Origin of the sequence: Microbispora sp. H10885, from assembly GCF_014161415.1 — a bacterium.
Taxonomy (GTDB): Bacteria; Actinomycetota; Actinomycetes; order Streptosporangiales; family Streptosporangiaceae; genus Microbispora; species Microbispora triticiradicis.
The window spans coordinates 192,880-217,775 of sequence record NZ_JABBWY010000002.1 but is presented as its reverse complement, the minus strand read 5'-3'; the positions used below and the strand labels follow the sequence as shown (position 1 = coordinate 217,775).

Annotated in this window: 16 protein-coding genes and 1 tRNA gene; 9 read left to right on the top strand and 8 right to left on the bottom strand. The window is 70.5% G+C overall.

All coding sequences use genetic code 11. The annotated features are described in order from the left end of the window. On the bottom strand, window positions 1-840 hold the full coding sequence (locus HHX37_RS06005) for an NAD(P)-dependent oxidoreductase (RefSeq protein ID WP_182884779.1): 840 nt from the start codon (window positions 838-840) through the stop codon (window positions 1-3). Between the two features lie 85 nt (window positions 841-925). Here HHX37_RS06005 and HHX37_RS06000 point away from each other — a divergent pair, with 85 nt between their 5' ends. The 3 genes from HHX37_RS06000 to HHX37_RS05990 are packed head-to-tail and all read left to right on the top strand — an operon-like array spanning window position 926 to window position 3,755. Further along, on the top strand, window positions 926-1,834 hold the full coding sequence (locus HHX37_RS06000; protein ID WP_182884778.1) for a LysR family transcriptional regulator: 909 nt from the start codon (window positions 926-928) through the stop codon (window positions 1,832-1,834). A gap of 60 nt (window positions 1,835-1,894) precedes the next feature. Next, complete coding sequence (locus HHX37_RS05995) at window positions 1,895-2,905, top strand: chorismate-binding protein (protein WP_182884777.1); 1,011 nt, start codon at window positions 1,895-1,897, stop codon at window positions 2,903-2,905. Window positions 2,906-2,924: 19 nt separating this feature from the next. Further along, window positions 2,925-3,755, top strand: coding sequence for an aminotransferase class IV (locus HHX37_RS05990; protein ID WP_111700231.1), 831 nt, complete (start codon window positions 2,925-2,927; stop codon window positions 3,753-3,755). A gap of 34 nt (window positions 3,756-3,789) precedes the next feature. On the opposite strand, the gene HHX37_RS05985 is transcribed toward HHX37_RS05990, so the two are convergent. Next, the gene (locus HHX37_RS05985) at window positions 3,790-5,205 is read right to left on the bottom strand and encodes a hypothetical protein (protein ID WP_310740277.1); all 1,416 of its coding nucleotides are present in this window, start codon (window positions 5,203-5,205) and stop codon (window positions 3,790-3,792) included. Between the two features lie 91 nt (window positions 5,206-5,296). Next, window positions 5,297-5,713, bottom strand: a complete 417-nt coding sequence (locus tag HHX37_RS05980; RefSeq protein ID WP_036329836.1) for an SsgA family sporulation/cell division regulator — start codon at window positions 5,711-5,713, stop codon at window positions 5,297-5,299. Between the two features lie 477 nt (window positions 5,714-6,190). Between HHX37_RS05980 and HHX37_RS05975 the strand changes: the two genes are divergently transcribed. Both HHX37_RS05975 and HHX37_RS05970 read left to right on the top strand, forming a co-directional pair. Continuing rightward, a tRNA-Val gene (locus HHX37_RS05975) sits at window positions 6,191-6,265 on the top strand. Window positions 6,266-7,222: 957 nt separating this feature from the next. After that, a complete protein-coding gene (locus HHX37_RS05970; RefSeq protein ID WP_182884776.1) occupies window positions 7,223-7,978 on the top strand; it encodes an FkbM family methyltransferase in 756 nt (251 codons plus the stop codon). Between the two features lie 36 nt (window positions 7,979-8,014). Here HHX37_RS05970 and HHX37_RS05965 read toward each other — a convergent pair whose 3' ends face one another. Then, window positions 8,015-10,525 carry a hypothetical protein gene (locus tag HHX37_RS05965; protein ID WP_182884775.1) on the bottom strand — a complete coding sequence of 837 codons (2,511 nt, stop codon included), beginning with the start codon at window positions 10,523-10,525 and terminating at the stop codon, window positions 8,015-8,017. 692 nt (window positions 10,526-11,217) lie between these two features. Between HHX37_RS05965 and HHX37_RS05960 the strand changes: the two genes are divergently transcribed. Next, a complete protein-coding gene (locus HHX37_RS05960) occupies window positions 11,218-12,318 on the top strand; it encodes a hypothetical protein (protein ID WP_182880250.1) in 1,101 nt (366 codons plus the stop codon). Between the two features lie 44 nt (window positions 12,319-12,362). Here HHX37_RS05960 and HHX37_RS05955 read toward each other — a convergent pair whose 3' ends face one another. The 4 genes from HHX37_RS05955 to HHX37_RS05940 all read right to left on the bottom strand — a co-directional run bounded on the left by HHX37_RS05955 (window position 12,363) and on the right by HHX37_RS05940 (window position 17,493). Then, a complete protein-coding gene (locus tag HHX37_RS05955; RefSeq protein WP_182884774.1) occupies window positions 12,363-12,776 on the bottom strand; it encodes a hypothetical protein in 414 nt (137 codons plus the stop codon). A gap of 410 nt (window positions 12,777-13,186) precedes the next feature. Continuing rightward, window positions 13,187-14,566 (bottom strand): lectin, encoded by a 1,380-nt coding sequence (locus tag HHX37_RS05950; protein WP_259403396.1) that lies wholly within the window; start codon window positions 14,564-14,566, stop codon window positions 13,187-13,189. 347 nt (window positions 14,567-14,913) lie between these two features. Continuing rightward, window positions 14,914-16,389, bottom strand: coding sequence for an arabinofuranosidase catalytic domain-containing protein (locus HHX37_RS05945; RefSeq protein ID WP_220502629.1), 1,476 nt, complete (start codon window positions 16,387-16,389; stop codon window positions 14,914-14,916). A 366-nt stretch (window positions 16,390-16,755) separates the two neighbouring features. Next, window positions 16,756-17,493 carry a FadR/GntR family transcriptional regulator gene (locus HHX37_RS05940; protein ID WP_208758869.1) on the bottom strand — a complete coding sequence of 246 codons (738 nt, stop codon included), beginning with the start codon at window positions 17,491-17,493 and terminating at the stop codon, window positions 16,756-16,758. 383 nt (window positions 17,494-17,876) lie between these two features. Here HHX37_RS05940 and HHX37_RS37590 point away from each other — a divergent pair, with 383 nt between their 5' ends. The 3 genes from HHX37_RS37590 to HHX37_RS05925 all read left to right on the top strand — a co-directional run bounded on the left by HHX37_RS37590 (window position 17,877) and on the right by HHX37_RS05925 (window position 24,851). After that, the gene (locus tag HHX37_RS37590) at window positions 17,877-20,306 is read left to right on the top strand and encodes an RICIN domain-containing protein (protein ID WP_182880252.1); all 2,430 of its coding nucleotides are present in this window, start codon (window positions 17,877-17,879) and stop codon (window positions 20,304-20,306) included. Window positions 20,307-20,430: 124 nt separating this feature from the next. Further along, window positions 20,431-21,855, top strand: coding sequence for an RICIN domain-containing protein (locus HHX37_RS36290; protein WP_310740276.1), 1,425 nt, complete (start codon window positions 20,431-20,433; stop codon window positions 21,853-21,855). A 113-nt stretch (window positions 21,856-21,968) separates the two neighbouring features. After that, window positions 21,969-24,851, top strand: coding sequence for a lectin (locus HHX37_RS05925; RefSeq protein ID WP_182884772.1), 2,883 nt, complete (start codon window positions 21,969-21,971; stop codon window positions 24,849-24,851). Window positions 24,852-24,896: the final 45 nt, after the last annotated feature.

Genomic DNA, 24,896 nt, shown 5'->3' with positions numbered 1-24,896 from the left:
TCACCCCTGCCCGGGCGCGGAGCCCGCGCTCGCCGCGAAGGGGAAGACGGCCGTGAGATCCTCGCCCGCCAGGCCTGCCGCGACCGCCTCCGCCAGCCGGTCGCGGGCCGCGGCGGCCACCGACTGGACCACCCCCGGCCCCTCGGTCGCCAGCCGCAGGTCCTTGGCGGCCAGCCCCAGGGCGTACCGCGTCTCGAACGGGCCCGACTCGGCCACGGGTCGCAGCCGCTCCGCCAGCGCGGCCAGCGGGGTCGCCCCGAGGACATCCAGCAGGGCGGTCCGGCCGACGCCCAGCGCGTCCGCGTACGCCAGGGTCTCGGCCAGGTTCACCTGGGCGGTCACCACCATGCTCATCACCGCGAGCTTGGTCGATGCCCCCGCTCCCGGCCCGCCCGCCTCGTGCACCGTGCCGAAGACGGGCAGCACGTCCGCCACGCGGTCGAGATCCTCCCGCCGGCCGCCGGTGAGCACGACCAGCGTCCCTTCGGCGGCGGGGCCCACGCTGCCGAGCACCGGCGCGTCGACCAGCCCCACGGCCTCGGGGAGCAGCCCGCGCAGCCGCCGCACCGCGTCCGGGCCGATCGTGGACATCTCCACCAGCACCGACCCCGGCCGCAGCCCCGGCAACGTCGCCCGTACCACCTCGAAGACCGCGTCGGGATCGCTCAGCATGGTGATCACGATGTCCGCCCCCGCGACGGCCTCGGCCGGGGAGGGGGCCGCCTCCGCGCCCGGCACGTCCCGTGGCGTACGGTTCCACACGGCCACCTTGTGACCGGCGGTGACGAGGCGTCCGGCCATTGGGACGCCCATGCGTCCCAGCCCCAGAAAAGCAATCATGTCCTGGGACGTTATGGGAGGAACAATCCATTCCACCAGCGACTAGATTGCATGGCACTCATCTCCCTCGCTCATGGATCGGAGCATGTTCGACACCGACGCGCTTGTGCTGCTCGACGTCGTGGCCCGCACCGGGTCGTTCACCGCGGCCGCCCTGCAGCTCAACTACACCCAGTCAGCCGTGTCCCGGCGCATCGCGACCCTGGAGGCCCAGGCGGGCGGCCCGCTGTTCGCGCGGCTGCCCCGGGGGGTACGGCTGACGCCGGCGGGCCGGACACTGCACCGCTACGCCCGTGAGGTGCTCGAACGGCTCGGCCGGGCGGGGGAGGAGCTCGCCGCGATCCACCAGGGCACGGGCGGGCGGCTGCGCGTCGGAGCCTTCGCCACCGCGAACGCCGTGCTGGTGCCCGCCGCCCTGCGGGAACTGCGCGCGGCCCGCCCGGAGGTGACCGTCACCATGGTCGAGGGCCTCAGCACCCACCTCATGGACGGCCTGGGCCGGGCCGAGATCGACATCGCGGTGGTCAGCGACTACCCCTCCGGCCTGGGAGCCGGGCCGGAGGTCGAGGTCACCCGCCTGATGGAGGACGAACTGCTCGTCGCGCTCCCCGGCGACCACCCGCTGGCCGGAAGGGGGACGGTCGACCTGCGCGACCTGCGGGACGAGAGCTGGATCGAGGGCGCCCCTCCCGGCACGGTGACCATGCTCGGCGCCGCCTGCGCCCGGGCGGGCTTCGCGCCGAGGGTCGACCTGCGGATCGCGGAGTGGACCGGCAAGCTCGGCTACGTGGCGGCCGGGCTCGGGGTGACGCTCGTCCCGGCCATGGCCGTGCCCGCCGTACGGCCCGACGTGGCGCTGCGCTCGCTCGGCGAGTTCGCCCCGCGGCGGACGGTCTACGCGGCCCTGCCGCGCACCGCGCCCCTGCCCGCCGCGTCCGCGCTGCTCGGCCTGCTGGGCGAAGGGGCCGGTCTCCGGGCGGTGGGACGCGCCTGACGGAAGACGGCCCCGCCGCCGAGGGGCCGGACACGGGTGAGGGATTGCGACAATGGACGCGTGCACGACCCCTTCGCCCACATCGGGGGACGCCTCGCCACCGGTCTGCGTGAGGTGACCACCGATCTGGCCGCCCTCGACGGCTCCGGCTGGTGGGCGGTGGTGGTGTCGTACGAGGGGAAGGTCGTCTGCGCGCGGTTCGACTCCGTGCGGCCCGCCCCGCTCCCGGCGCCGGACGGCCCCTGGCGCGGCCCCGCCCGGGACGCCTGGACGACCTCGCTCGACCGGGAGGGCTACGAGCGGGGCGTGCGGCGCATCAGGGACCACATCGAGCGGGGAGAGGTCTACCAGGCCAACCTGTGCCGCGTCCTGTCCGCGCCGCTGCCGGTCCCGGGCGCCGACCCCCTGGCCCTCGCCGCACGGCTGGCCGAGGGCAACCCCGCGCCATACGCGGCGGTGGTCGACGTGCCGGGCCTCACGGTGGTGTCGGCCTCGCCCGAGCTGTACCTGTCCCGGCGCGGCGCGATGATCGAGTCCCGGCCGATCAAGGGGACCGGGGTGACGGCGGACGACCTGCTCGACAAGGACTACGCCGAGAACCTCATGATCGTCGACCTGGTCCGCAACGACCTCGGCCGGGTGGCCGAGGTAGGCTCGGTGACCGTGCCCTCGCTGTACGCGGTCGAGGAGCACCCCGGGCTCGTCCACCTGGTCTCCACGGTGCGGGCGCGGCTGACGGGCGGCGCCGGCTGGCCGGACCTGTTCGCCGCGACCTTCCCGCCCGGTTCGGTGACCGGCGCGCCGAAATCCTCCGCGCTGCGGATCATCGGTGAGCTCGAACCAGAGCCTCGGGGGCCGTACTGTGGGGCCGTGGGCTGGGTCGACGCCGACCGGCGCGAGGGGGTGCTGGCGGTGGGCATCCGCACCTTCTGGGCGGAGCACGAGACGATCCGGTTCGGCACGGGGGCGGGCATCACCTGGGGTTCCAACCCACGGCGGGAATGGCACGAGACGGAGCTGAAGGCCGCGCGGCTCATCGGTCTCGCCTCGGGTGACGGCGACAGCGGCTAGGAACGAACGGAGCGGGGAGATGGCTGTACCGATCTGGGTGAACGGGGACCTGTACGAACCCGACAAGGCCGTGGTCTCGGTCTTCGACCACGGGCTGATGGTCGGCGACGGCGTGTTCGAGACGATCAAGGCGGTGAACGGCGAGTCCTTCGCACTCACCCGGCACCTCGACCGGCTCGCGCTGTCGGCGAAGCGGATGGACCTGCCCGAGCCCGACCTGTCCGCGATCGCCGACGGGGTGCGCCGCGTCCTCGCGGCCGCGCCGAAGTGGGCGCTGGCCCGGATCAGGATCACCTTCACCAGCGGGCCGGGGCCGCTCGGCTCCGACCGCGGGACCGCCGGGACGAACGCGATCGTCATCGTGGGCGAGCAGGCGCCGTTCCCCGCCACCGCCGACGTCACCGTCGTGCCCTGGCCCCGCAACGAGCGCGGCGCGCTGGCCGGGGTCAAGAGCACGTCGTACGGCGACAACGCCAAGGCCCTGGCGTACGCCAAGGAGCGCGGCGGCGCCGAGGCGATCTTCGAGAACCTCGCCGGGAACCTGTGCGAGGGCACCGGGAGCAACATCTTCGTCGTCACCGGCGGCCGCCTGGTCACGCCGACGCTCGCCTCCGGCTGCCTCGCCGGGGTCACCCGCGCGCTCACGCTCGAATGGTGCGGCGGGGAGGAGGCCGACCTGCCGATCTCGGCGCTGTACGAGGCGGACGAGGCGTTCCTCACCTCCACCACCCGCGACATCCAGCCGATCAGGGCCGTGGACGGCAGGGTGCTGCCGCAGGCGCCCGGGCCGGTCACGCTGGAGGCCATGAAGGTCTTCGCCGAGCGCGCGGCGGGCGACCTCGACCCGTGACGGGTGTCGGCGTGTCGGCGTGTCGGCGTGACAGTCAGTAGGACCGCTGGCTCTGCGCGTTGAACTCGGTGAGCCGCACCTTCTCGGCGGGATCGGTCAGCGGGTCGTCGAGGCGCAGGACGTCCAGCCCCTTGGTGATGTCGCTGGAGTAGACGTAGCCGTTGTAGTAGTAGGCCGACCACGACCCGCCGAGCTGGAGCTCCGGCGCGAGCGGGCCGCGCTCGAAGTAGGCGATCTCCCGGGGACGGGCGGCGTCGGTGAAGTCCCAGACCGAGACGCCGCCCATGTACCACGCCTGGACCATCACGTCCCGGCCCGGAACGGGCACCAGCGCGCCGTTGTGGGCCACGCAGTTCTCCTTGGCGCCCTGTGTCCGGGGGATCTTGAAGTAGCCCCGGCGGACGAGCCTGCGGTCCGTCGTCAGTGTGTAGACCGCGTCCGCGCCCCGGGTGGGGCTCACGGAGGACAGGCAGGTGGGGGCCATGCCGCCGCCCATCTCGTCGCTGAAGACGACCTTGGTCCCCGCGTTGTCGAAGGTGGCCGAGTGCCAGATGGAGAAGTTCGCCTCGTCCCGTACGGTCTGGAGCACCTCGGGGCGCACGGGGTCGGAGATGTCGAGCAGCACGCCGTCGCCGAAGCACGCCGCGGCGGCCAGGCCCTTCTCCGGGTAGGCCGTGATGTCGTGGCAGCCGCCGGCGAGGTCGTCGTCGTCCGCGCCGCCGGGCTCGCGGGCGGCGAACAGTTCGGGCGTGGCCACCACCCGCGCCTTGCCGGGATCGTCGACGGGCACCTTCACGATCGAGATGTTCCGGTGCGGCGGAGGGCAGTTGGCCGAGCCCGGCTCGGGGCCGGGGGAGGAGACGTAGAGGTACAGCGTGCCGGCGTCGCGGCCCGGAACGATCGTGTGCGTGTGCGACCCGCACTCGGTGCGCACGGCCTTCAGGTATCGCGGGTGGGCCTTGTCGGAGATGTCGAAGACGCGGATGCCCTCCCACTCGGCCTCGGCCATCGGGTCGCCGGCCTCGCTCTCGCAGGTGTCGTCCGTACGGGCCTGGTCGACGGACAGGAAGAGCAGGTCGCCGGAGACGGAGATGTCGTTCTGCCCGCCGGGGCACACGACCCGCGCGACCACCTTGGGATGCGCCGGATCGCCGATGTCGTGCACCGTGAAGCCCCGGTAGTTGCCCACGAAGGCGTACCGGCCCTGGAAGGCCATGTCGGTGCCCCAGTCCTCCGGCCCGTCGAACGGGGCCGTCAGGGGGACGTTCGCGACCACCTTGAGGTTGGGGCTGTGGCGGATCTCGTCCTGGCCCGGAAGCGTGGAGGGAGCCGCCTGCTCGGGCCCGCCTCCGCCTGTGCAGGCCGCCGTCAGGAGGAGGGCGGTCGCCGCCAGCACGGCCTTCGGCCGTGACGCCCGTACGGCGTCCTTGAACCCGCGGTAGATCTCCACGTATGGACGCTATGTCGTACGGGCGGCCCGTGCGGACCGCTTCGGTAACGGTTGGGGTGAGTCACGGGGCCTCGCGTGCCCCGGGGGTGGTTCAGGAACTCCAGAGCATGTTGGTGAGCTCCTCGTCCAGGTCCATGAAGTCGGTCTCACGGCCGGCCGGGACGAGTTCGTAGGTGCGGTGCAGGAACTCGGTGAGGGGGGCCAGGGGCACCTCGAAGAGGGCCTGCCCGAAGGGCGAGGTGAGGCTGATGTTCAGCGTGCGCTCGCCGTCCGACCGGGCCGGCCACACCTGGACGTCCCCGTCTCCGACGCGCCGCACGATGCCCACGGTCAGCAGCTCGCGGGCGAAGATCCACTCGACCGGCTCGTCATTCCCCACATGGAAGGCCATCCGGATGGCGTACGGATCTTCAGCCGTGTAGCTCAGGCCGGCGAGCAGGGGGACGGTCGTACGGTCGGGGACCACGAGCCGAAGGCCCAGCTCGGCAGAGACGGTGGTGCTGTTCATCGTCAGCCAAACCTTTTCGTCGTCGGGTCCCCTGTCAGGGGCTATCACTGCGTCTCACTGTTGATGCGGGGCTCCACCGCGCGCTCGCGCTACGAGGACGAACGAAGAGACCCGTAGGAAAGATTCCGCCTCCAGGCCCTTCTGTAACGCACATCACAGCTTGACATTCGGTCATCTACCAGCTCAAACATCACCAACAGGCTCGTCCTTACCTCTGCTTTGCGTGTCGGCGGGACCGCGCAGGCGATGCCGTTGCGGGCGATTGATCTCAGGTCGTGCGTATGGGTCGAGCATGGAGCATCACGATGCTATGACACCACACCCCCACGCTGGGGATGGTCTGGCGAACCTTTCGAAGGTGTTGACGAAGGCGGGACGATCCGGCTCGCCCGGGCTCGGCCGTCCCGTCCTTTCGCCATCACCCCCTCGGGTGCGGTATGGTTTTCCCCGTCGGCGCCGCGAGGCGCGGATGATCCCGGGCGATTAGCTCAGCGGGAGAGCGCTTCGTTCACACCGAAGAGGTCACTGGTTCGATCCCAGTATCGCCCACCACGTTCGTCCAGCTCAGAAGGCCGGGCCGCTGTCCAGCGGGTCGGCCTTTCGCATTCCCTGGGAGACGACCGTTCTCAGTGCGTGGGCGTCCGCCTGGATCGATTGCGCTCAGCCGGAGCCGTACTGCCGGAACTCCGCGTGCTCGACGACAGTGTGGAACTCGATCGAGATCGGCCGGCCTTACTTCTGAGCGCCTACGCGAGCTGCTGTGATCGTGCGCCAGCCGGAGTGACAACGACCATGGACGCCGTAGAACCGTACGGCCCTTGGAGCCGACCGGCGGCCACACCACGTGATCAAGGCTAACGCGCCCGCCAGCGGCAAAACCCGGGTGTATCTCCGGCCGGCCAATGTCAGGGCTGTACGGAGTTGAGATCAGCGGGTGTCGATGGATGCGTCTTGACACCGAACTCAACTGAGTTGACCATCGTTGTGTTAAGCCTTCACGCAGATCCGGGCCGTCGGGCTCGGTGGAGTATCGAGCCCGCCAACGCCCCGGGAGACGGTAGCGGGGCGTAGCCCGATCGACTCAAGGAAGTGGGAGCGACCATGATCACCCCCTTTGACGACGAGGATGGCACGCGGGAAACCTGAGCAAGGCCGGGCCGTTCCGCGCGCACCGGCCGTACGGCTGTCAACCGCGGCCGTCCGCCAACGGCGAGGCACTCGTGGTCGCGACCACGCCCGGCAAGCCCTGCCCGCTGAGTGCGGTCGGCGAGATCTGACCGGCTGGCGACCACGTCGCACACGGATACCGGTGCGACCCGCGGGCCGCCGCCGTCACCGCGCTGCTACTCACCCGTCCGGGGCTGACCTTCCTGGGCATCGGCGCCCCTCGTAGGCCTTTCCTCACCGCCCCGAACAGTTCGCCGCCTCCGCGGCGTACGCCCCCTCCAGCCGGCTCTCCTGGGAGCTCCGGCCGGTGGAATCACCCACCCATCACTCCGGGAGAGACCAGTGGACATCGTGAGGGCCGACGACCTGCGCGTGCTGGGCGACGACGGGCTGGAGCTGTACGCCCCGGTCGAGCACGAGGCGAATTTCCAGTACCAGGAGATCTTCGAGCACGAATGCTACGACCAGTTCTCCCTCTCAGAGAGCCCCACGATCGTCGACGTCGGCGCGAACATCGGCATGTTCACGGTCTTCGCCAAGCGGCAGTGGCCGGGCGCCTCGATCCTTGCCTTCGAGCCGGTGCCGCGAACCGCCGACTACCTGTGCCGCAACATCGAGCTGCACGGGCTGTCCGGGGTCCGCGTCGTCCGGGAGGCCATCGGTGAGCGTGTCGAGGACACGACCTTCGTGCACTACCCGAACATGCCGGGCAACTCCACGCGCTATCCCGAGGACAAGGCGTTGCAGGTCAGCGTGGTCAAGGAGCGGCATCCCGACTGGGATGTGACCGCGCAGTACGAGCCCGAGTACCTGACCGTGCCGGTCCGCCGCCTGGAGAGCCACCTGTCCGGCCTGGCGCACATCGACCTGATGAAGGTCGACGTGGAGGGCGCCGAGCTGGAGGTGCTGCGCGGCATCGCCGACGGCCAGTGGGACCGCATCGACAACATGGTGCTGGAGGTCCAGGACCTGCACGGCCGAATGGCCGAAATCAGGGAGCTGCTGGAGGCGCGCGGCTTCCGCTGCGAGATCCAGCCGTCCCCGATGGTCTACCCGGAGATCTTGACCTATCTGTTGCTGGCGCAGCGCGGCGCCTGACCCGGTGCGTCCCGGTTGCGCAAGGAGACGTGCTGGTCACAGGGGCGGTGAGGCCGTGGGGAGAGCCCGCAGCCGGGCGGCCCTGGCCCAGAGCGCGGGCCATCCGCCGTTGCCCAGCCACCGTTCGTGGGCGCGCAACCCGCCCACGGCGACGTGCTCCCAGAACGCCTCGATGTCGGCACCCAGCTCGCGGGCATCGGGCAACGCGCGCTGCCAGGGGCCGTCGGGGTCGTTCATATCGCTGCCGGGAAACCCGGGCACATCGGTCCTGCCGGGCGAGGTGACGCGGGTCGTGTGCGACGCGGCACCCCAGGAGGTGACCGCGACGACGAGCGCGCAGAGCAGCGCGGTGTCGGCCTGCAGGGTGACACTTAGGGCGAGTGCGGGGTCCCCGTCTCGGGCAAGCCGGCCGAGAGCCGCACGGATCCTGCGCGCGACCAGCTCCGCCGAGCGGGCCGGTGCGATCACGGGATGGCGGGCGAGCGTGCGCAGGAGGCCGGGCAGCGGCGCGTCGGTCACAAGGAGGCCGAGCAGCTCGGCCTCCTTGTGACCGACGTCCAGCGCGGCCAGCGCGTTCGCCAGGGGGCGGCTCGCGGTGGCCCTCCACAGCCTGGCCAGGCCCACGCCGACCAGCGCGTCGCGACACACCGGGGTGATCCGGTCCGGGCCCAGGCGCCGCAAGGCTGTCGCCGCGGACAGGCCGCCGTGAAGGACTTCCAGGGTCCGGGCCGCCTGTACGGCCTCGGGGGCGGTCATGGCGTCCTGGACGAGCAGGATCAGGGGCTCGCCGACCTCACGGAGTACACGGTCGTGCGGCCGCCTGCCCGTCGGGCGGCCCGAGGGGGCCCGGGCTGCACGCACCGTGGGCTCGGGCTCGGGCTCGGGTACGGCGGGCGGCGGGATCCGCGCCGCCCAGTGCCGGACCCGCTTGTCCAGCGCCGCTTCGGGGTCTGTGTTGAACCTGGCCTGGAGTTCCGCGACGCGCCAGCCACCGCGCACCGGCCGGACCTCGAGGTTGGCGATGATGCGGCCCTCCCGGTCGCGCAGCGCCGCCAGGCCGCACCGGCCCTTGGCCGCGTCGCCGACATAATGCGGCCCGGCGATGCAGTTGCCCATGTAGGACGCCCAGTCGGCGAGCGTGCGAGGGTCGCGGGCCCAGTCGATCCTGACCTTGGTGCCGGGGACCAGGCGCCCGTCCCAGGCGGCCAGCGGCGCCGGCACCCGGAACGTGCCGGTCGTGGCCACTGCGATTCCGACGCTGTCGACGAGCCCGTTGACCAGTTCGGTCCAGTCGCGGCAGAGCTGCGGTGGGGACGCGCCGAGCGAGACGAGCTGGGCGGCGCCGGCGACCGCCGACGCGATGGAATCCAGGCGCGGGATGAACGGTTCGGGGCGGGCGGGCCGCGGGTTGTAGTCGACGCCGGGAACGGTGTCGGTGTAGTCGATGACGGCCGCGTCATGCCCGTGCAACCGGGCGAGGGCGTCGGCCAGGTCGGCGTACCAGAGCAGGTCGCGTCCGGTCTCGCTGTCGGCGGGCCGGCCCGCGAGCGGGTCGCCGCCGAACAGCGGGGGCTGCTCCCACCGGTCGGGCGGGCGGGTGTATCCGGCCGCGGCCCGCCACTCTCGCAGACCCCACCCATCCCACTCACTCGTCGAGTCGGGGACCGCGTGCAGGAGCTTCGTGACGGCCTCCATGACCACGATGCCGTAGTCGCGCGCCCTGGCCAGCCGCTGGGCGACCAGGTCGTCCGACCGGCCGCGGAGCAGGTCCCGGACAAGGCAGCCCGGGCGGGCCGGAAGCCCCGTCAGCCCGGGTACGTGGCGGGCGGCGTGCCCTGCTGTCCAGTCATTCATCAGGGAGGCGGCGGCGGTGAGTTCGGGCTCGCATCGGGCCAGCCCTTCGTGCACGCCGTGGTCGGCCACCGCGGTGGCGGCGCGCAGCAGCGCGGTGACGGCGATCGCGTCGTGCAGCGCCTTGTCGAGATACTTGTGCCAGTGCCAGGTCTGCGGGATCCAGCGGGCCGCCTCGGCCACTGACGGTTCGTGGCCGATGTCCAGGCGGACGTCGGAGAGCAGCAGGTCGTCCTCATGGCGGGTGTACCGCTGAGACAGGTCGTCCACCCGGCTCTGGCGGGCCTGGGTCGCCAGGGTCCGCTCGCGGCGGCGCGCCGCGTCCCGGCGCGCTGTGACCTGCGTCCACAGGTCGAGCAGCAGGTCCAGCCGCCGTCTCGGCGGGAACGATCCCAGTACCCTGCCCAGATGATCGGCCAGCACGGACGGCCTGACCCGCGACCTCGCGCCCTCCAGCCCTTCCAGGCTGAGGACGCGTTCCAGCTGCTCCGGGCCGAGCAGATCGCTCGCCGCCGACGCCAGTTCCAGGGCCGCCCACCGCCCCTCCGTGACGGCCTCGACCGCCGCCGCACCCACCGGCTTGGTCGCCGCGGGCCCGAACAGCGCCACCAGCACCCGTCGCGCGGCCGCCGAGCCGCTCCACGCCGTCGATCCCCAGCACCCGTAGCGCCGCCAGCACCGCGTCTCGCCGGTCACCGCGCGCACCCGCGGCCCGGGCGGAGACGAACCCGTCCCCGAGGTCGATACCGGCCCCCGCGACCTCCACCCCGCCCAGCTCCACCAGCCTGGCCAGTTCCGCGACGGCACATCCCGGATCAGCCCCCGCCGACCCCACCACGACCGGCGCCCCGATCGCCGGCTCTGGACCCGGACCAACGGACCACACCCGTTGCCCGCGCCCGGTCACCACACCATGCGCAAGCCGTGCCACACCCACATGATCCGGAGAACGCCCCGCGTCGGGCAACGCATTAAGGACCAGCACCGCGGCATCCGGAGATTCTGGAAGAGAGGGCGGCAAGGCTGGCGCGCCAGGCCCGCGACGCGGCGTCGGCGAAGCATTTCCGGTAGCAATTCGCTGCGTCCTCAAAGCATGTGGACAGAACCGGGGGCGCGAACTCCCGGTTCGGCTTGGAGGCGGATGTGCCGGTCTCAGCGCCGTGGCGAAGCGTCGTCCCCGCCTTCGTGCCGAGGTACGGATGAATATTCATTTGCCGTGAGTCGTCAATGAGCAGGGAGGTAGAGGCGGGGTTGTCGGCCGCTACCGCAGCAGATCACGGAGCGTGGGGAAATTCAGACGACCACTTCGTGGCGGGGGATGTGTCCACATGTATCGCGCCGTTGCCTCGCGGCCGGTGCAGTAGGACGTTGTGCGCATGCTGAGCGCTGTGTCGAGGCGGTTGGGTGTGGCCGGTGTCGCGGCCGCGCTCGCGATCGTGGTGACTACGGGGTGGCCGGGCGGCTTCGCCACGGCCAGGGCCACGGCCGGGCTTCTCGCCAGTCCGTCGCCGTACCCCACCGCGAGTCCGTCGCCGTACCCCACCGGCGGTCCGGAGTTCGTCTACGTGGCGAACGCCCACGGTCCGGTGACGGCCTATCCGGCCGGTAGCACGGGCGCCGTAGCTCCAGTACGGCAACTGGCCGACCCGGGCGACCCGAACACCTACTGGGGGCCGTGGGGGATCGCCTTCGACATCAGCGGGAACGCGTACGCGCAGAGCTTCCTGTCGGACGCGACCACCTTCGTCTACTCACCGGGCGCCACGACGCCGGGCCGGATGTTCCGTGTCGCGGGACCTGATTCCCGGGCGGTGGCCGTGGACAGCGCGGGGTACGCGTACGTGACGACCGGCCAGGCCGAGGCGGTGATCGCGGTGGCCGCGCCGGGTGCCAGGGGCACGGCCGCGAACCTCTACACGGTGCCCGCGGTACGCCAGATCCCGCTGGACGAGACGTTCCACCCGTGGCCGGGCGTACTGACCACGGACACGTCCGGACACGTGATCGCCGGAGTGGTGCGTGCGAACGGCAACGCGGTGGAGTTCTTCAACGGGGGCCCGTCCGGCAGCGCCACACCGGTGCGGGTCATCGCCGGGCCGCACACCGGTCTGGGCAGCTGCTCCAGCACCTGCGACCAGCTCGCGGTCGCCTACTCCGCCTTCACCGGCCGGCTCTACGTGGCCGTCAGCCAGGGCCAGCAGACCCGCATCAACGTGTACGCCGGCAACGCGAGCGGGGACGCCGCACCGGTACGTGTGATCTCCGGGCCGGCGACCGGCCTGGCCGGAAAGGTGATCACGGGCATCGCCGGCAGCCAGGTCGACGGCACCATCTACGTGCTCACCAAAGCGGCCCCGTTCAGCAGCCCCGGCAGCATCCTGGCCTTCGACCGGCTGGCCGGCGGCAACACGCCGCCGCGGCGTACCTTCACCGACAGCGGCACCGGCCTGGCCGACGGACTCGGCATCGCGGTGTCGTTCGTCCACTGACCCCGGCCCGATCCAGCCCGGGCGACCTGCTCCGGCGGCCGGGATCAGCAGGTGATGGTGTAGACCGCGGTCGTATAGGTGGTGTAGTCCCCGTAGCCGGAGGTGCTGTACGCCTGGAACTGGGCGGAGGCCTGGTAGGAGCCGGACTGGCAGGCGACCCCGGCATCGCAGGAGACCGACCAGTCGGTGGTCCCGCAGACGTTGCTCGCCACGGTGCTGCCGGAGCGGCGGAGCTGGACATCGGCCTGGAGGTAGTCGACCGATGAGGAGCAGGTGATGGAGGCGTTCACCGCGACGGCGGCGCCACCGGTCCGGGTGAAGTAGAGGCTGGGCGAGCAGCTGCCTCCGAGCAGGTTGGCGGATGCGACGGATGGCGTGGCGGCCCCGGCGGACGCGCCGGGCACCACGCCGAGCAGCGTCGCGACGACGGCGGCGAACAACACGCCTGCTGGCTTCATGGAGCTCTCCTGACGTAGAGGGAACGGGCGGACAGCTCCGCCGTCAGGAGCACGTGGAGGAACCGGGTGTCACCGCGTGGCATGGGTGATCGTCTCCAGCGTGAGGCGACGGGCTGCGTGGCCCGGCGCCGTGGTCGGATTCCCGCGGGCGCCGGCTCCCCAACACTCGGCGATCATCGCGCCTGTGTACATATGCGGGGGAGAAGGTAATCCCCCTTTCCCAACCGGGTGGCCGGAGCCCCGCGGCACCTGGGCGGACGCCGTACGGAGACCTTCCGCCGGCGGCGGACCGCTGAAAATTGCAGAGCCCACCGGCCGGCATCCGAGGTGTGAAAAAGGCCGGTCCGTCGTGAGGCGGACCGGCCTTCTTCAGCTGGGTGACGTCATCGGCACCCGATCAGGTGCTGGACTCAGACGCGGGTCCACTTCTGGTTGTTGGCGCCGGTGCACGACCAGATCTGCACCTTCGTGCCGTTGGCGGTGCCGTTGCCCGACACGTCCAGGCACTTGTTGGCGCCGACGGCGGTGATGCTGCCGTCGGAGTTGAAGCGCCACTTCTGGTTGTTCTGGCCGTTGCAGTCCCAGATGATGACCGCGGTGCCGTCGGCGGTGCCGGCGCCGTTCACGTCAAGGCACTTGTTGCCGTAGACGCGAAGCTCGGACGCGCTGGTGGAGGTCCACTTCTGGTTGTTCTGGCCGTTGCAGTCCCAGATCAGCACCGTGGCGCCGTTGGTCTGCGAAGCGCCGTTGACGTCCAGGCAGCGGTTGGACGCCACGCCCCTGAGGGAGTTCGTGCCGCCCGAGGGGCCCGTCGGAGTCGAAGAGGGCGTCGAGCTGGGAGTCGTGCTGGGAGTCGCCGAAGGCGTCGAGTTGCCGCTGAACTGCGTGAAGAAGTTCCACGTCACCGCTCGGGTCCAGGAGTTCTCACCCGGCTCGTAGTCGCCGGACTTCCCGTCCACCGGGTTGGGCGTGTGGCCCGCGTCGAACGCCGCCCACGCGACCGGATAGCCGGCCCGGCACCCCGAGTAGTAGGTGACGATGTGCGTCAGGCTGCCCTGCGCCGGCTCCGGCGGGTTCTGGGGCGTGCAGCCGTTGTTCCTGACGAACCTGTCCCGCAGCGACCGGCCCTGGGAGATGTTGAGCACCGGGTCGCGGAGGCCGTGGAAACCGAGGTACGCGACGGGCTCGGTGCCGCCGCTGCACCCGCTGAGCTGTCCGCCGGAGTAGACCGCCACCGCGCGGAACACGGTGGGCCGGGAGCAGGCGAGCGAGTAGCTCATGCCGCCGCCGTAGCTGAAGCCCATGGCGAAGCGCTGGGTGGTGTCGATGCACAGGTCCGACTCGAGCCGCCGGATCATGTCGTCGACGAAGACGACGTCCTCGCCGCCCGAGTTGGCCCAGCCGTTGTTGAAGCCCTGGGGCGCGACGAAGATCGTGGTGTTGTTCGACAGCGCCCTGGTCCCGTAGTAGGACCAGACGTACCCGCTGGTGCCGCCCGAGTCGACGTCGTTGGCGGTGCCGCCGTTCCAGTGGAACCCGAAGACCAACCGGTACGGGTTGGTGTTGTTGTAGTTGTCGGGGATCCTCAGGATGAAGCTGCGGTTCTTTCCGCTGGTCGTGATCGACTGCGTGCCGCTCCTCAGCGTCGGAGTCTTGCCGCAGCCGGCCGTCGCCGCGGCGGCGACGGCGCTGTGGGTGGTGGACGCGGTGCCGCCGAGTGCCACACCCGCCGTTCCCAGGGTGAGAAGCGCCGCCGCGGTGACCGCGGTGAAGATGGATTTGTACCTCAAGTCACGCAACTTTCTGTGCTGTGTCGAGTGTCGGATGAGGTGTCCCGGAGCCTCAGGCACATTACGGTCCCAGTCAACAAATCAGTCAAGAGCATAAGAATGCTCTTTTCACCGCCGACAGCGCCGGTTCTCCCGGGTCGCAGGCCGTAGGTTTCGGCTTCACAGCCGGTTGATCTGGTGATTCTGGTCCCTCGTGCGATTCCACCGTGATCGCGATGAGTGCTACTCATCTCCGCAGGCATCCGCGAAAAGACGGCCGTTCGGTGAAACTAAGTCGTACTCTTTCAGGCCGCTGCGAGGGTGGCCCGCCGCCGCGGCCCGGGGTCCGGGCCGCGGCGGGACGGGGTCTAGCGGTAGCCGGCCGCCACGATCTCGGCCTGGATCGCGTTCTCGGTGGCGTCGGAGGGGTACCCGGCGACCATCGCGCCCTCGTAGAAGGTGCCGGCGCTGAGGTTGGCGCCGCCGTCGGGCTTGCAGCAGTCGCCGCCGCTGCCCAGGATGATCGCGCCCTGCTTCTTCATCGGGCTGTAGCCGCCGGGGAGCGAGCCGTCGTACAGCGTGTAGAGGCTGCCGGACTGGGCGTTGCTGCCCTTCATCGCGAACCGGGACGTGCCGTTGTTCTTCAGGGTGGCGGTGACGAACTTGCTGGTGAAGGCCCTCTGGTTGGGGTTCCACGACTGGCTGCCGCCCGGGAACAGACCCCATTCGAGGTCGGCCTGGACCCACGGGCCGCTTCCGGAGCAGCCGCCGAACCAGCACTGCTTGCTGAAGTTGATGGCGTCCATGGCTCCGGCGGCGTCGGCCTTGCGGGTGGTCTCGCTGTTGCCGTAGTCGAAGCAGCAGCCGCTGTTGACGTGGGTGCCGCTGGTCACCATGTACATGCCCTCGGGCGCGCTGCCGGTGGGGACGCCGGTCAGGTGGCCGTCCCGCCAGTAGCTGTTGCCGGGGTTGATGTACAGCGAGTACGCCTTGTTGCCCCCGACGGTGAGCGACTCGGTGGTCGCGACCGCCGGCTTGCTCTGGGGAGAGCCGGGGACCACGCTGGATCCCTGGTACCACAGGTCGTTGCCCCGCCCGGACTGGTCGTACACGACGGTGACGACGCAGGTGGTGCCGGAGCAGAACGAGTCCTGGGCCGCCGCGTTGGCGACGCCGCCCGCGGTCAGGACGGCGATGTTGCGGGTGGTGTTGTCCGAGGAACGCCGCACCTGGTACAGGTTGCCGTTGTAGGCGCCGTACAGCGCCCGCGTCGTGCTGTGCGCGGCCACGCACGGCGTGCCGCCCGAGGCGTAGATGTCGCACGGGCGCGCGCCGGGCGGCGGCGGTGTGGGCGACGTGGTGGGGGTCGCGCTCGGCGAGGCGCTGGGCGACGTGGTGGGCTGCCCCCCGGTGGTCCACTTCTGGTTGCTGGCGCCGGTGCACGACCAGATCTGGACCCTGGTGCCGTTGGCGGTGCCGTTGCCGGACACGTCCAGGCACTTGTTCGCGCCGACCGCGGTGATGCTGCCGTCGGAGTTGAAGCGCCACTTCTGGTTGTTCTGCCCGTTGCAGTCCCAGATGATCACCGCGGTACCGTCCGCCGTGCCCGCGCCGTTCACGTCGAGGCACTTGCTGCCGTAGACGCGCAGCTCGGACGCGCTGGTGGTCGTCCACTGCTGGTTGTTCTGGCCGTTGCAGTCCCAGATCAGCACCGTCGCGCCGTTCGACTGCGACGCGCCGTTGACGTCAAGGCACCGGCCCGACCCCACGCCCACCAGTGGCGTGGTCGCCGCCGAAGCGGGCGCCGACCAGCTCAAAGCGGCGGCCAGGAGGGTGGTCAGCACCGCCACAGCAGACGAGATGACGGCCGCCCGGGAGCGCCGTCCGTGCGGCGCGCGGTCCGGTAAGGGAACGGATGAGGGTTCCATCGTGGGTACTCCTTGGGGGGATAGGGCCGGTGCGGCCCCGCGCTCGGAGAACCGCGGGGCCGCACCGGAGACCGCGTGAGCAGGGAGCAGAGATCGGGGAGCAGCGGACAGGGCGGGATCCGCCCGCAGGCCGTCGGCGTCACGACGGATGCGAAGCGGCGTATGCGAATCGATTCGCCATCGCACCGGATCCGCTGCGAGATGGTGCGGTGTACAGCGAAGCACACACGACACACGGACCGCCTGTCAAGGCCGGTCCGGGCGGCTCATGGCCTGCCGGGGTCAGTCGGACGAGAAGAGGCGCTGCTGGATTTCCCTGCGGTAGTCGTCCAGGGTGTTGTCGATGTGAGTCGCGGCGGCGTGGGCCGCCGCTTCCGCGTCACCGGCGCGAATCGCCTGGTAGATGGCGTCGTGCTCCTCGACGGCCTTGGCAGCGTGCCCGCCGACCGAGCCGCGCAGCCCGATGAGGCTCGACTGGGCCTGCAGCCGCCGCGCCTCGCGTACGGCGATCTGGAGGAACATGTTGTGCGAGGCCGTGGCGATGGCGGTGTGGAAGGCGTCGTCGCCCTCGTCGAACAGGTCCTGGCGCCCGGTGTCGAAGCCGTGGCGGCACACGGCGGCGGCCTCCTCGACGGCTCTGAGCTCGGCGGGAGTGGCGCGGCGGGCGGCCAGCCGGCTGGTCTCCATCTCCTGGGCGCGCCGGAACTCGAACAGCATGTAGACGTGGTCGAGGTCGGTGGGGAGGAAGAACGACGCCAGCCGCCCGGCGCCCAGCATGCCCTCGTCGTCGGCGACGTACAGGCCCCGGCCCTTCTGGGCGCGCACCCGGCCGAGCGCCGACAGGATCTTCACCGCCTCGCGCACGACGGTGCGGCTGGTGCCCAGCTGTCCGGCCAGGTCGTTCTCCGTCGGCATGCGGTCACCCGGACGCAGGCCAAGCCGGGCGATCAACTCCAGCACCTGCTCCGCGGCCACCTCGTAGCCCGGCCGGTATCCGCCCTCACGCGGGGTGTCGGTCACCGCGCCTCCTCCTCGCCATCCCTGCAGAAGTATGACCGATCGGGGCGCCCTTCCCGCCCTCCCGGAGACGGATCCGATCAGTACGACACATGTGAACGGTTCATTTTCGGCAGCCAGGAGCGGGACGCGTGCGTGGAGGGCGTTACCGCAGGTGAGTGATGGAAAACGGTTCACTGTACCCGGGACCTGAATGTGCGCTGTGTGAAATGAGTGGGCTTAAGGTCTTGACGGGTCCTTGGTGCTCCGATCGTAATTGGTCCGGATCCGCACAGCCGGCCGTCGTCGTACACCTCCGCGTCCGACGACGGTCTCCTCCTCAGGAGGGCGTCACCTGCCGGAGGAGGGCGTGACCTGACCGCACCCCTACCCCCCAAGGAACCACCGTGCAACGATCTTCGCCCGTCACGGCGCTGAGGCCGGTCCTGACCGGCGTCGTCGCCGCGGCGCTGGCCGCGGCGTTCGCCCTCGTCGCCCCGGCCGCCTCGGCCTTCGCGGCCACCACGACCCTCTACGCGTCCCCTTCGGGCACCGGCACCGCCTGCACCTCGGCCGAGCCGTGCTCGCTGCCCGCGGCGCAGACGGCGGTGCGGTCGTTGAACGGCTCCATGTCCGGCGACATCGTCGTTCAGCTGGCCGACGGGGTGTACCGGCTCTCCTCCCCGCTCCGGCTGACCTCCGCCGACTCCGGGAACAACGGCTACACGGTCAGGTGGCAGGCGGCGGCGGGCGCCCATCCCGCCATCAGCGGGGCCCGGGCGGTCACGGGCTGGTCACAGGCGGACGCCGGGAAGAACATCTGGCGCGCCAACGTCGGCACGGGGATCGACACCCGGCAGCTGTACGTCAACGGCGCCCTCGCCACGCGCGCCCGCACCCAGGTGAACCGGAACGACTTCACCGCGACCACCACCGGGATGAGGTTCAGCAGCAGCGCGCTGAGCTATCTGAACAGTCTGGCCAACCAGAACCGGGTCGAGATGGAGAGCGTCGGCTCGTTCACCGACCGGTACGTGACGGTGCAGAGCATCAGCGGCAACTTCATCACGATGCAGCAGCCCGGCTGGAACAACAACACCTTCGGGTACGACACCTTCAGCCAGCCGCACCGGGCGGGCGCGCTCTACCTGGAGAACGCGTACGAGTTCCTGGACTCCCCAGGTGAGTGGTACATCAACCCCGGGACCGGCGTCCTGTACTACATCCCGGCGTCCGGGCAGAACATCAACAACGTCAGCGTCGAGCTGCCGGTGCTGCAGTCGCTGGTCGACGTCGGCGGCACCTATGACTCGCCCGCGCACCACATCACGTTCAGCGGCATCACGTTCACCGGCACGACCTGGCTCGGGCCCAGCAGCAACCAGGGCTTCGCGGACCAGCAGACCGGCTCCTACATCGCGGGCAACTACAACTGGCCCGCCGACAGGCTGACCTCCTGCCAGGAGGGCTGCCAGGCGTTCGAGTCCGCGCGGCCGAACTGGTACCAGATGCCCGCCGCGGTCCAGGTCTCCGCCGCGAACAACATCACGTTCACCGACTCGCAGTTCGTCAATCTGGGCCAGACGGCCATCGGCATCGGCAACGACGCGAACGCGCACGCCAGCGGTGTGGGCCTGGGCGCGAGCGACATCACGGTCACCCGGTCCGAGATCGCCCGCAACTCGGCCGGCGGCGTCGTGGCCGGCGGGGTGCGCGCCGACGCGCACCACCCGAGCGACCAGCGGATGGTCAACCGGAACATCACGGTCAGCAACAACCGGATCCACGACCTCGGCCTGGACTACCGGGGCATCGTCTCGGTCCTGACCACCTACGTCACCACCTCGGACGTGTCGCACAACGAGGTCTACAACCTGCCGTACACCGGCATGTCGATCGGCTACGGCTGGGGCGCCAACGAGCCCGGCGGCAACAACAGCTACACCAACCGCGGGCTGTACAACTACCAGCCGCGGTACACCACGGCCACCACCGCGTCCGGCAACAAGCTCGTCGGCAACTACGTGCACGACGTCATGCAGCAGATGACCGACGGCGGGTGCATCTACACGCTGTCCTGGAACCCCGGCGCTGTGATCAGCGACAACTACTGCCTGCGGACCAACGGCTATTTCGGCGTCTACTTCGACGAGGGCTCGAAGTACTACACCGTCAGGAACAACGTCCTGTCGAACACCGGCACCTGGGCCACGGCCAACTACTGGGGCGGTGAGAACATGGGGAACTTCACCGTCACCGGCAACTGGTCGACCAACAGCAGCACCAACATCACGAACGGCGACCGCGGCAACGTCGTCAACAACAACGTCGTCGTCTCCGGCGGCAACTGGCCGTCCGGTGCGCAGGCCGTGATGGCGGCCGCCGGGCCCCAGAGCGGCACGTCGTCGCCGTCGGCCTCCCCGTCGGCCTCGCCCACTCCGCCCGCCGGGAGCACGAGCTCGCTCAAGGGCGTGGCGTCGGGCCGGTGCCTGGACGTCAACGGTGCGTCGCAGTCGAACGGAGCGACGGTGCTGATCTGGGACTGCAACGGCCAGAACAACCAGAAGTGGACCTCCACCAGCGCGACTGAGCTTCGCGTCTACGGCAACAAGTGCCTGGACGTGAACGGCGCGGGCACGGCGGACGGCACCGCGGTGATCATCTGGGACTGCAACGGGCAGAACAACCAGAAGTGGCGCCTGAACTCCGACGGCACGATCACCGCGGTCGGGGCGAACAAGTGCCTGGACGTGTCCGGCAACGGCACCGCCAACGGCACGAAGGTGCAGATCTGGTCGTGCACCGGCGCCAACAACCAGAAGTGGACCCGCGTCTGACACCCGCGACGCTCCCGGAGAGCTTCCGACGCATGTGACCTTCGAGGCTCCGCCGGGGTGACCCCTCACCCCGGCGGAACACGGCACGGCGGCCGCCGCCGACTCCCATCCCGCAGGAGCAGTAGTGTCCCCACCGCAAGCCCCGGAGCCGGCTTCCCGCCGGGCCCTCTTCGCGTACGACGCCGGACCGAGGCGCTTCGCAGCCGTCCTCGCCGGGATCGTGGCCGTCCTCCTGGTGATGGCCGGCGCGGCGGGGTGGCCGTCCACCGCGTCCGCCGCCGACAACCCCTACCAGCGCGGGCCCGCGCCCACCGCGGCGAGCATCGCCGCGGACCGCGGTCCCTTCGCCACCGCCCAGGTGACCGTGCCCAGGGGCAACGGATTCGGCGGCGGGGTCATCTACTACCCGACCGACACCAGCCAGGGCACCTTCGGCGCCATCGCGATCGCCCCCGGCTTCGGCACCGCCTGGAGCTACTACGCCTGGCAGGGCCCGAGGCTCGCCTCGTTCGGGTTCGTCGTGATCGGGATCGAGACCAACACCCTCAACGACTACGCCGACGCCCGGGCCGCCCAGTTGCTCGCCGCGCTGGACTACCTGGTCAACAGCAGCTCCGTACGGGACCGGGTCGACCGGGGCCGGCTGGCGGTGGGCGGCCACTCGATGGGCGGCGGCGGGGCCATCCTCGCGGCCAACCAGCGGCCCTCGCTGCTGACCGCGGTCGGGCAGGCGCCGTACGTGCCCGACGGCAGCCTGTCGGGCATCAAGAGCCCCACGATCATCTTCGCCGGCCAGACCGACGGAACGGTGACCCCGCAGTACGCGCAGAGCGCGTACAACACGATCCCCGGCAGCGTGGAGCGCGCGTACGTCGAGATCGCGAACGAGGGGCACGGCTTCCCCGCCGGGGGCGGCGGCGGCAACTCGGGCGCCTTCGCGCGCACCATGATGGTCTGGCTGAAGCTGTTCGTCGACAGGGACACCCGTTACGCGCCGTTCCTGTGCCCGTCGCTGACCAACGCGAACGGCGTCTCGAAGTACATGGCCAGCTGTCCGCTCGACCCGCCCGGCGGCGGTCCGACGGCCAGCCCGACCTCGACCCCGACCTCCACACCCACCTCGACGCCCACCTCGACTCCGTCGGGCACTCCGCCCGCGGGGGGCACGAGCGCGCTCAGGGGTGTGGCGTCGGGCCGGTGCCTGGACGTCAACGGCGCCTCCCAGGCCAACGGCGCGACGGTGCTGATCTGGGACTGCAACGGCCAGAACAACCAGAAGTGGACCTCCACCAGCGCGGGCGAGCTGCGGGTCTACGGCAACAAGTGCCTGGACGTCAACGGCGGCGGCACCGCCGACGGCACCGCGGTGATCATCTGGGACTGCAACGGCCAGAACAACCAGAAGTGGCGGCTCAACTCCGACGGCAGCATCACCGCCGTCGGCGCGAACAAGTGCCTGGACGTGTCCGGGAACGGCACCGCCAACGGCACCAGGGTCCAGATCTGGTCGTGCACCGGCGGCACCAACCAGAAGTGGACCCGCGTCTGACCACGAACCGAACCGGAGGCGGCACCCCTCCCTAAACCCCGTCCACCGGCAACAGCGCGGCGGCGCGCGCCTTTGCCCGACTGCATCTCTCATGTCAGGAAGGAACCCCCCTTATGTCCCGACGTCCGTGGCCGGTGATGCTGGCCACGCTGGCGCTGCTGGCTCCTCTGCCGATGGCGCTCAATGTCCCGGCGGCGAACGCGCTGACGATCCCGGCCTCCGACTACCAGCAGGTCGCCCTGGCGACCGGTGGCGGGGAACTGGGTGAGGCGATGTCGCTGGCGGTGCTGCCGAACCGGTCGGTGCTGCACACCGCCCGTGACGGCACGCTGCGGATCACCGACGTCAACGGCACCACGAAGGTGGCCGCCAAGCTGAACGTCTACACCCACGACGAGGAGGGGTTGCAGGGGGTCGCGGTCGACCCGAACTTCGCGACCAACCGCTACGTCTGGCTGTACTACTCGCCGCGGCTGAGCACCCCGACCGGCGACGCCCCCTCCAGCGGCTCACAGTCGCAGTTCGACCAGTGGAAGGGGCACCTGAACCTCTCCCGCTTCACGCTCAAGTCCGACGACACGCTGGACCTGAGCAGTGAGAAGGTCGTGCTGGAGGTCGCCAACGACCGTGGCATGTGCTGCCACGTGGGTGGTGACATCGACTTCGACGCGGCCGGGAACCTCTACCTGACCACGGGCGACGACAGCAACCCGTTCGAGTCGGCCGGATACTCGCCGCTGGACGAGCGCACGGACCGCAACCCGCAGTACGACGTGCAGCGCACCGCGGCCAACACCAACGACCTGCGGGGCAAGCTGCTGCGGATCAAGCCGCAGGCCGACGGGACGTACACGATCCCGAGCGGGAACCTGTTCCCGCCGGGCACGGCCAAGACGCGCCCGGAGATCTACGCGATGGGGTTGCGCAACCCGTTCCGGATGAGCGTGGACAAGGCCACCGGGGTGGTCTACCTGGGCGACTACGGACCGGACGCGGGGTCGACCAACTCCAACCGCGGGCCGCAGGGGCAGGTGGAGTTCAACCGCATCACCAGCGCCGGGAACTACGGGTGGCCGTACTGCACCGGGTCCAACAGCACGAACGAGACCTACAACGAGTGGAACTTCGCCACCAACAGCACCGGCGCCAAGTACAACTGCTCGGGCGGGCCGACCAACAACTCCTTCCGCAACACCGGGCTCACCACGCTGCCGGCGGCCAGGCCGGCCTGGATCCGGTACGGAGGGGACGCCGGTTCACCGCCGGAGTTCGGCGGCGGGTCCGAGTCGCCGATGGGCGGGCCGGTCTACCGGTACGACCCGAACCTGAACTCGTCGGTGAAGTTCCCCCAGGCGCTGGACGGGCGTTTCTTCGCCGGTGAGTACGGCCGCAAGTGGATCAAGGCCATCGAGGTCCGCTCCGACGGCGGGTACGGCGAGATCAGCGCGTTCCCCTGGTCGGGGACGCAGGTGATGGACATGGCCTTCGGCCCGGACGGCGCGCTGTACGTCCTGGACTACGGCACCGGCAGCAACAACCAGGCGCTGTACCGGGTCGAGTACATCGGCAAGGCCAACCGCAACCCGATCGCCAAGGCCTCGGCGGACAAGACCTCCGGCGCGGCGCCGCTGACGGTCAACTTCTCCTCCTCGGGCAGCTCCGACCCCGAGGGCGGCGCGCTGAGCTACTCCTGGGCGTTCGGGGACGGGACCACCTCCACGGCGGCCAACCCGAGCAAGACCTACAACACCAACGGCACCTACACCGCGACGCTGACCGTCCGTGACCCGCAGGGGCTGACCGGCACGGCGAGCGTGACCGTGAACGTGGGCAACACCGCGCCGTCGGTCGCGCTCACCTCGCCGGTGGAGGGACAGTTGTTCTCCTTCGGCGACACGGTGCCCTTCCAGGTCTCCGTGTCCGACCCCGAGGACGGGACGATCGACTGCTCGGCGGTGACGGTCACCTACTTCCTGGGGCACGACAGCCACGCCCACCAGATCACCTCCAAGTCCGGGTGTTCCGGGTCGATCGCGGTGCCGGTCGACGGTGAGCACGACTCGGCGGCCAACATCTACGGGGTGCTGCAGGCGACCTACACCGACAAGGGCGGCCTGACCACCACCGTCGTCCGGACGCTGCAGCCGCGGCACCGCCAGGCCGAGCACTTCGGCGCCCAGCAGGGCGTGCAGACGGCCGACCACACCACCGCCGAGGGCGGCAAGACCGTCGGCTTCACCGACGACGGCGACTGGATCTCCTTCACCCCCTACAACGTCTCCAACGCCACGCGCATCACCGCACGGGTGTCGTCCGGTGGCGTCGGCGGCCGGCTGGAGGTGCGGGCGGGCTCCGCGACCGGCACGCTGCTGGGCACGGTGAACGTGTCGCCCACCGGCGGCTGGGAGACCTTCGCCGACGTGTCGGCGAACCTCAGCGGCGCGCCGGCCGGGACCACCACGCTGTATCTGGTGTTCCGCGGGGCGACCGGGCAGGGATACCTGTTCGACCTGGACGCCTTCACCCTCGACACCGGCACCTCCAGCTCTCCCTCTCCGTCGCCGTCCCCGTCCGCGTCTCCGTCGGCCTCGCCGACTCCGCCCGCGGGTTGGACGAACTCGCTGCGGGGTGTGGCGTCGGGCCGGTGCCTGGACGTCAACGGTGCCTCGCAGACCAACGGCGCCACGGTGCTGATCTGGGACTGCAACGGCGGGAACAACCAGAAGTGGACCTCCACCAGCGCGTCCGAGCTTCGCGTCTACGGCAGCAAGTGCCTGGACGTGAACGGCGGCGGCACGGCGGACGGCACCGCGGTCATCATCTGGGACTGCAACGGCCAGAACAACCAGAAGTGGCGCCTGAACTCCGACGGCACGATCACCGCGGTCGGCGCGAACAAGTGCCTGGACGTGGCGAGCAGCGGCACCGCCAACGGCACGAAGGTGCAGATCTGGTCGTGCACCGGCGCCAACAACCAGAAGTGGACCCGCGTCTGACGCCGTCTCGCAGGCCACTTTTTATCAACCGATCCACCACCTGAT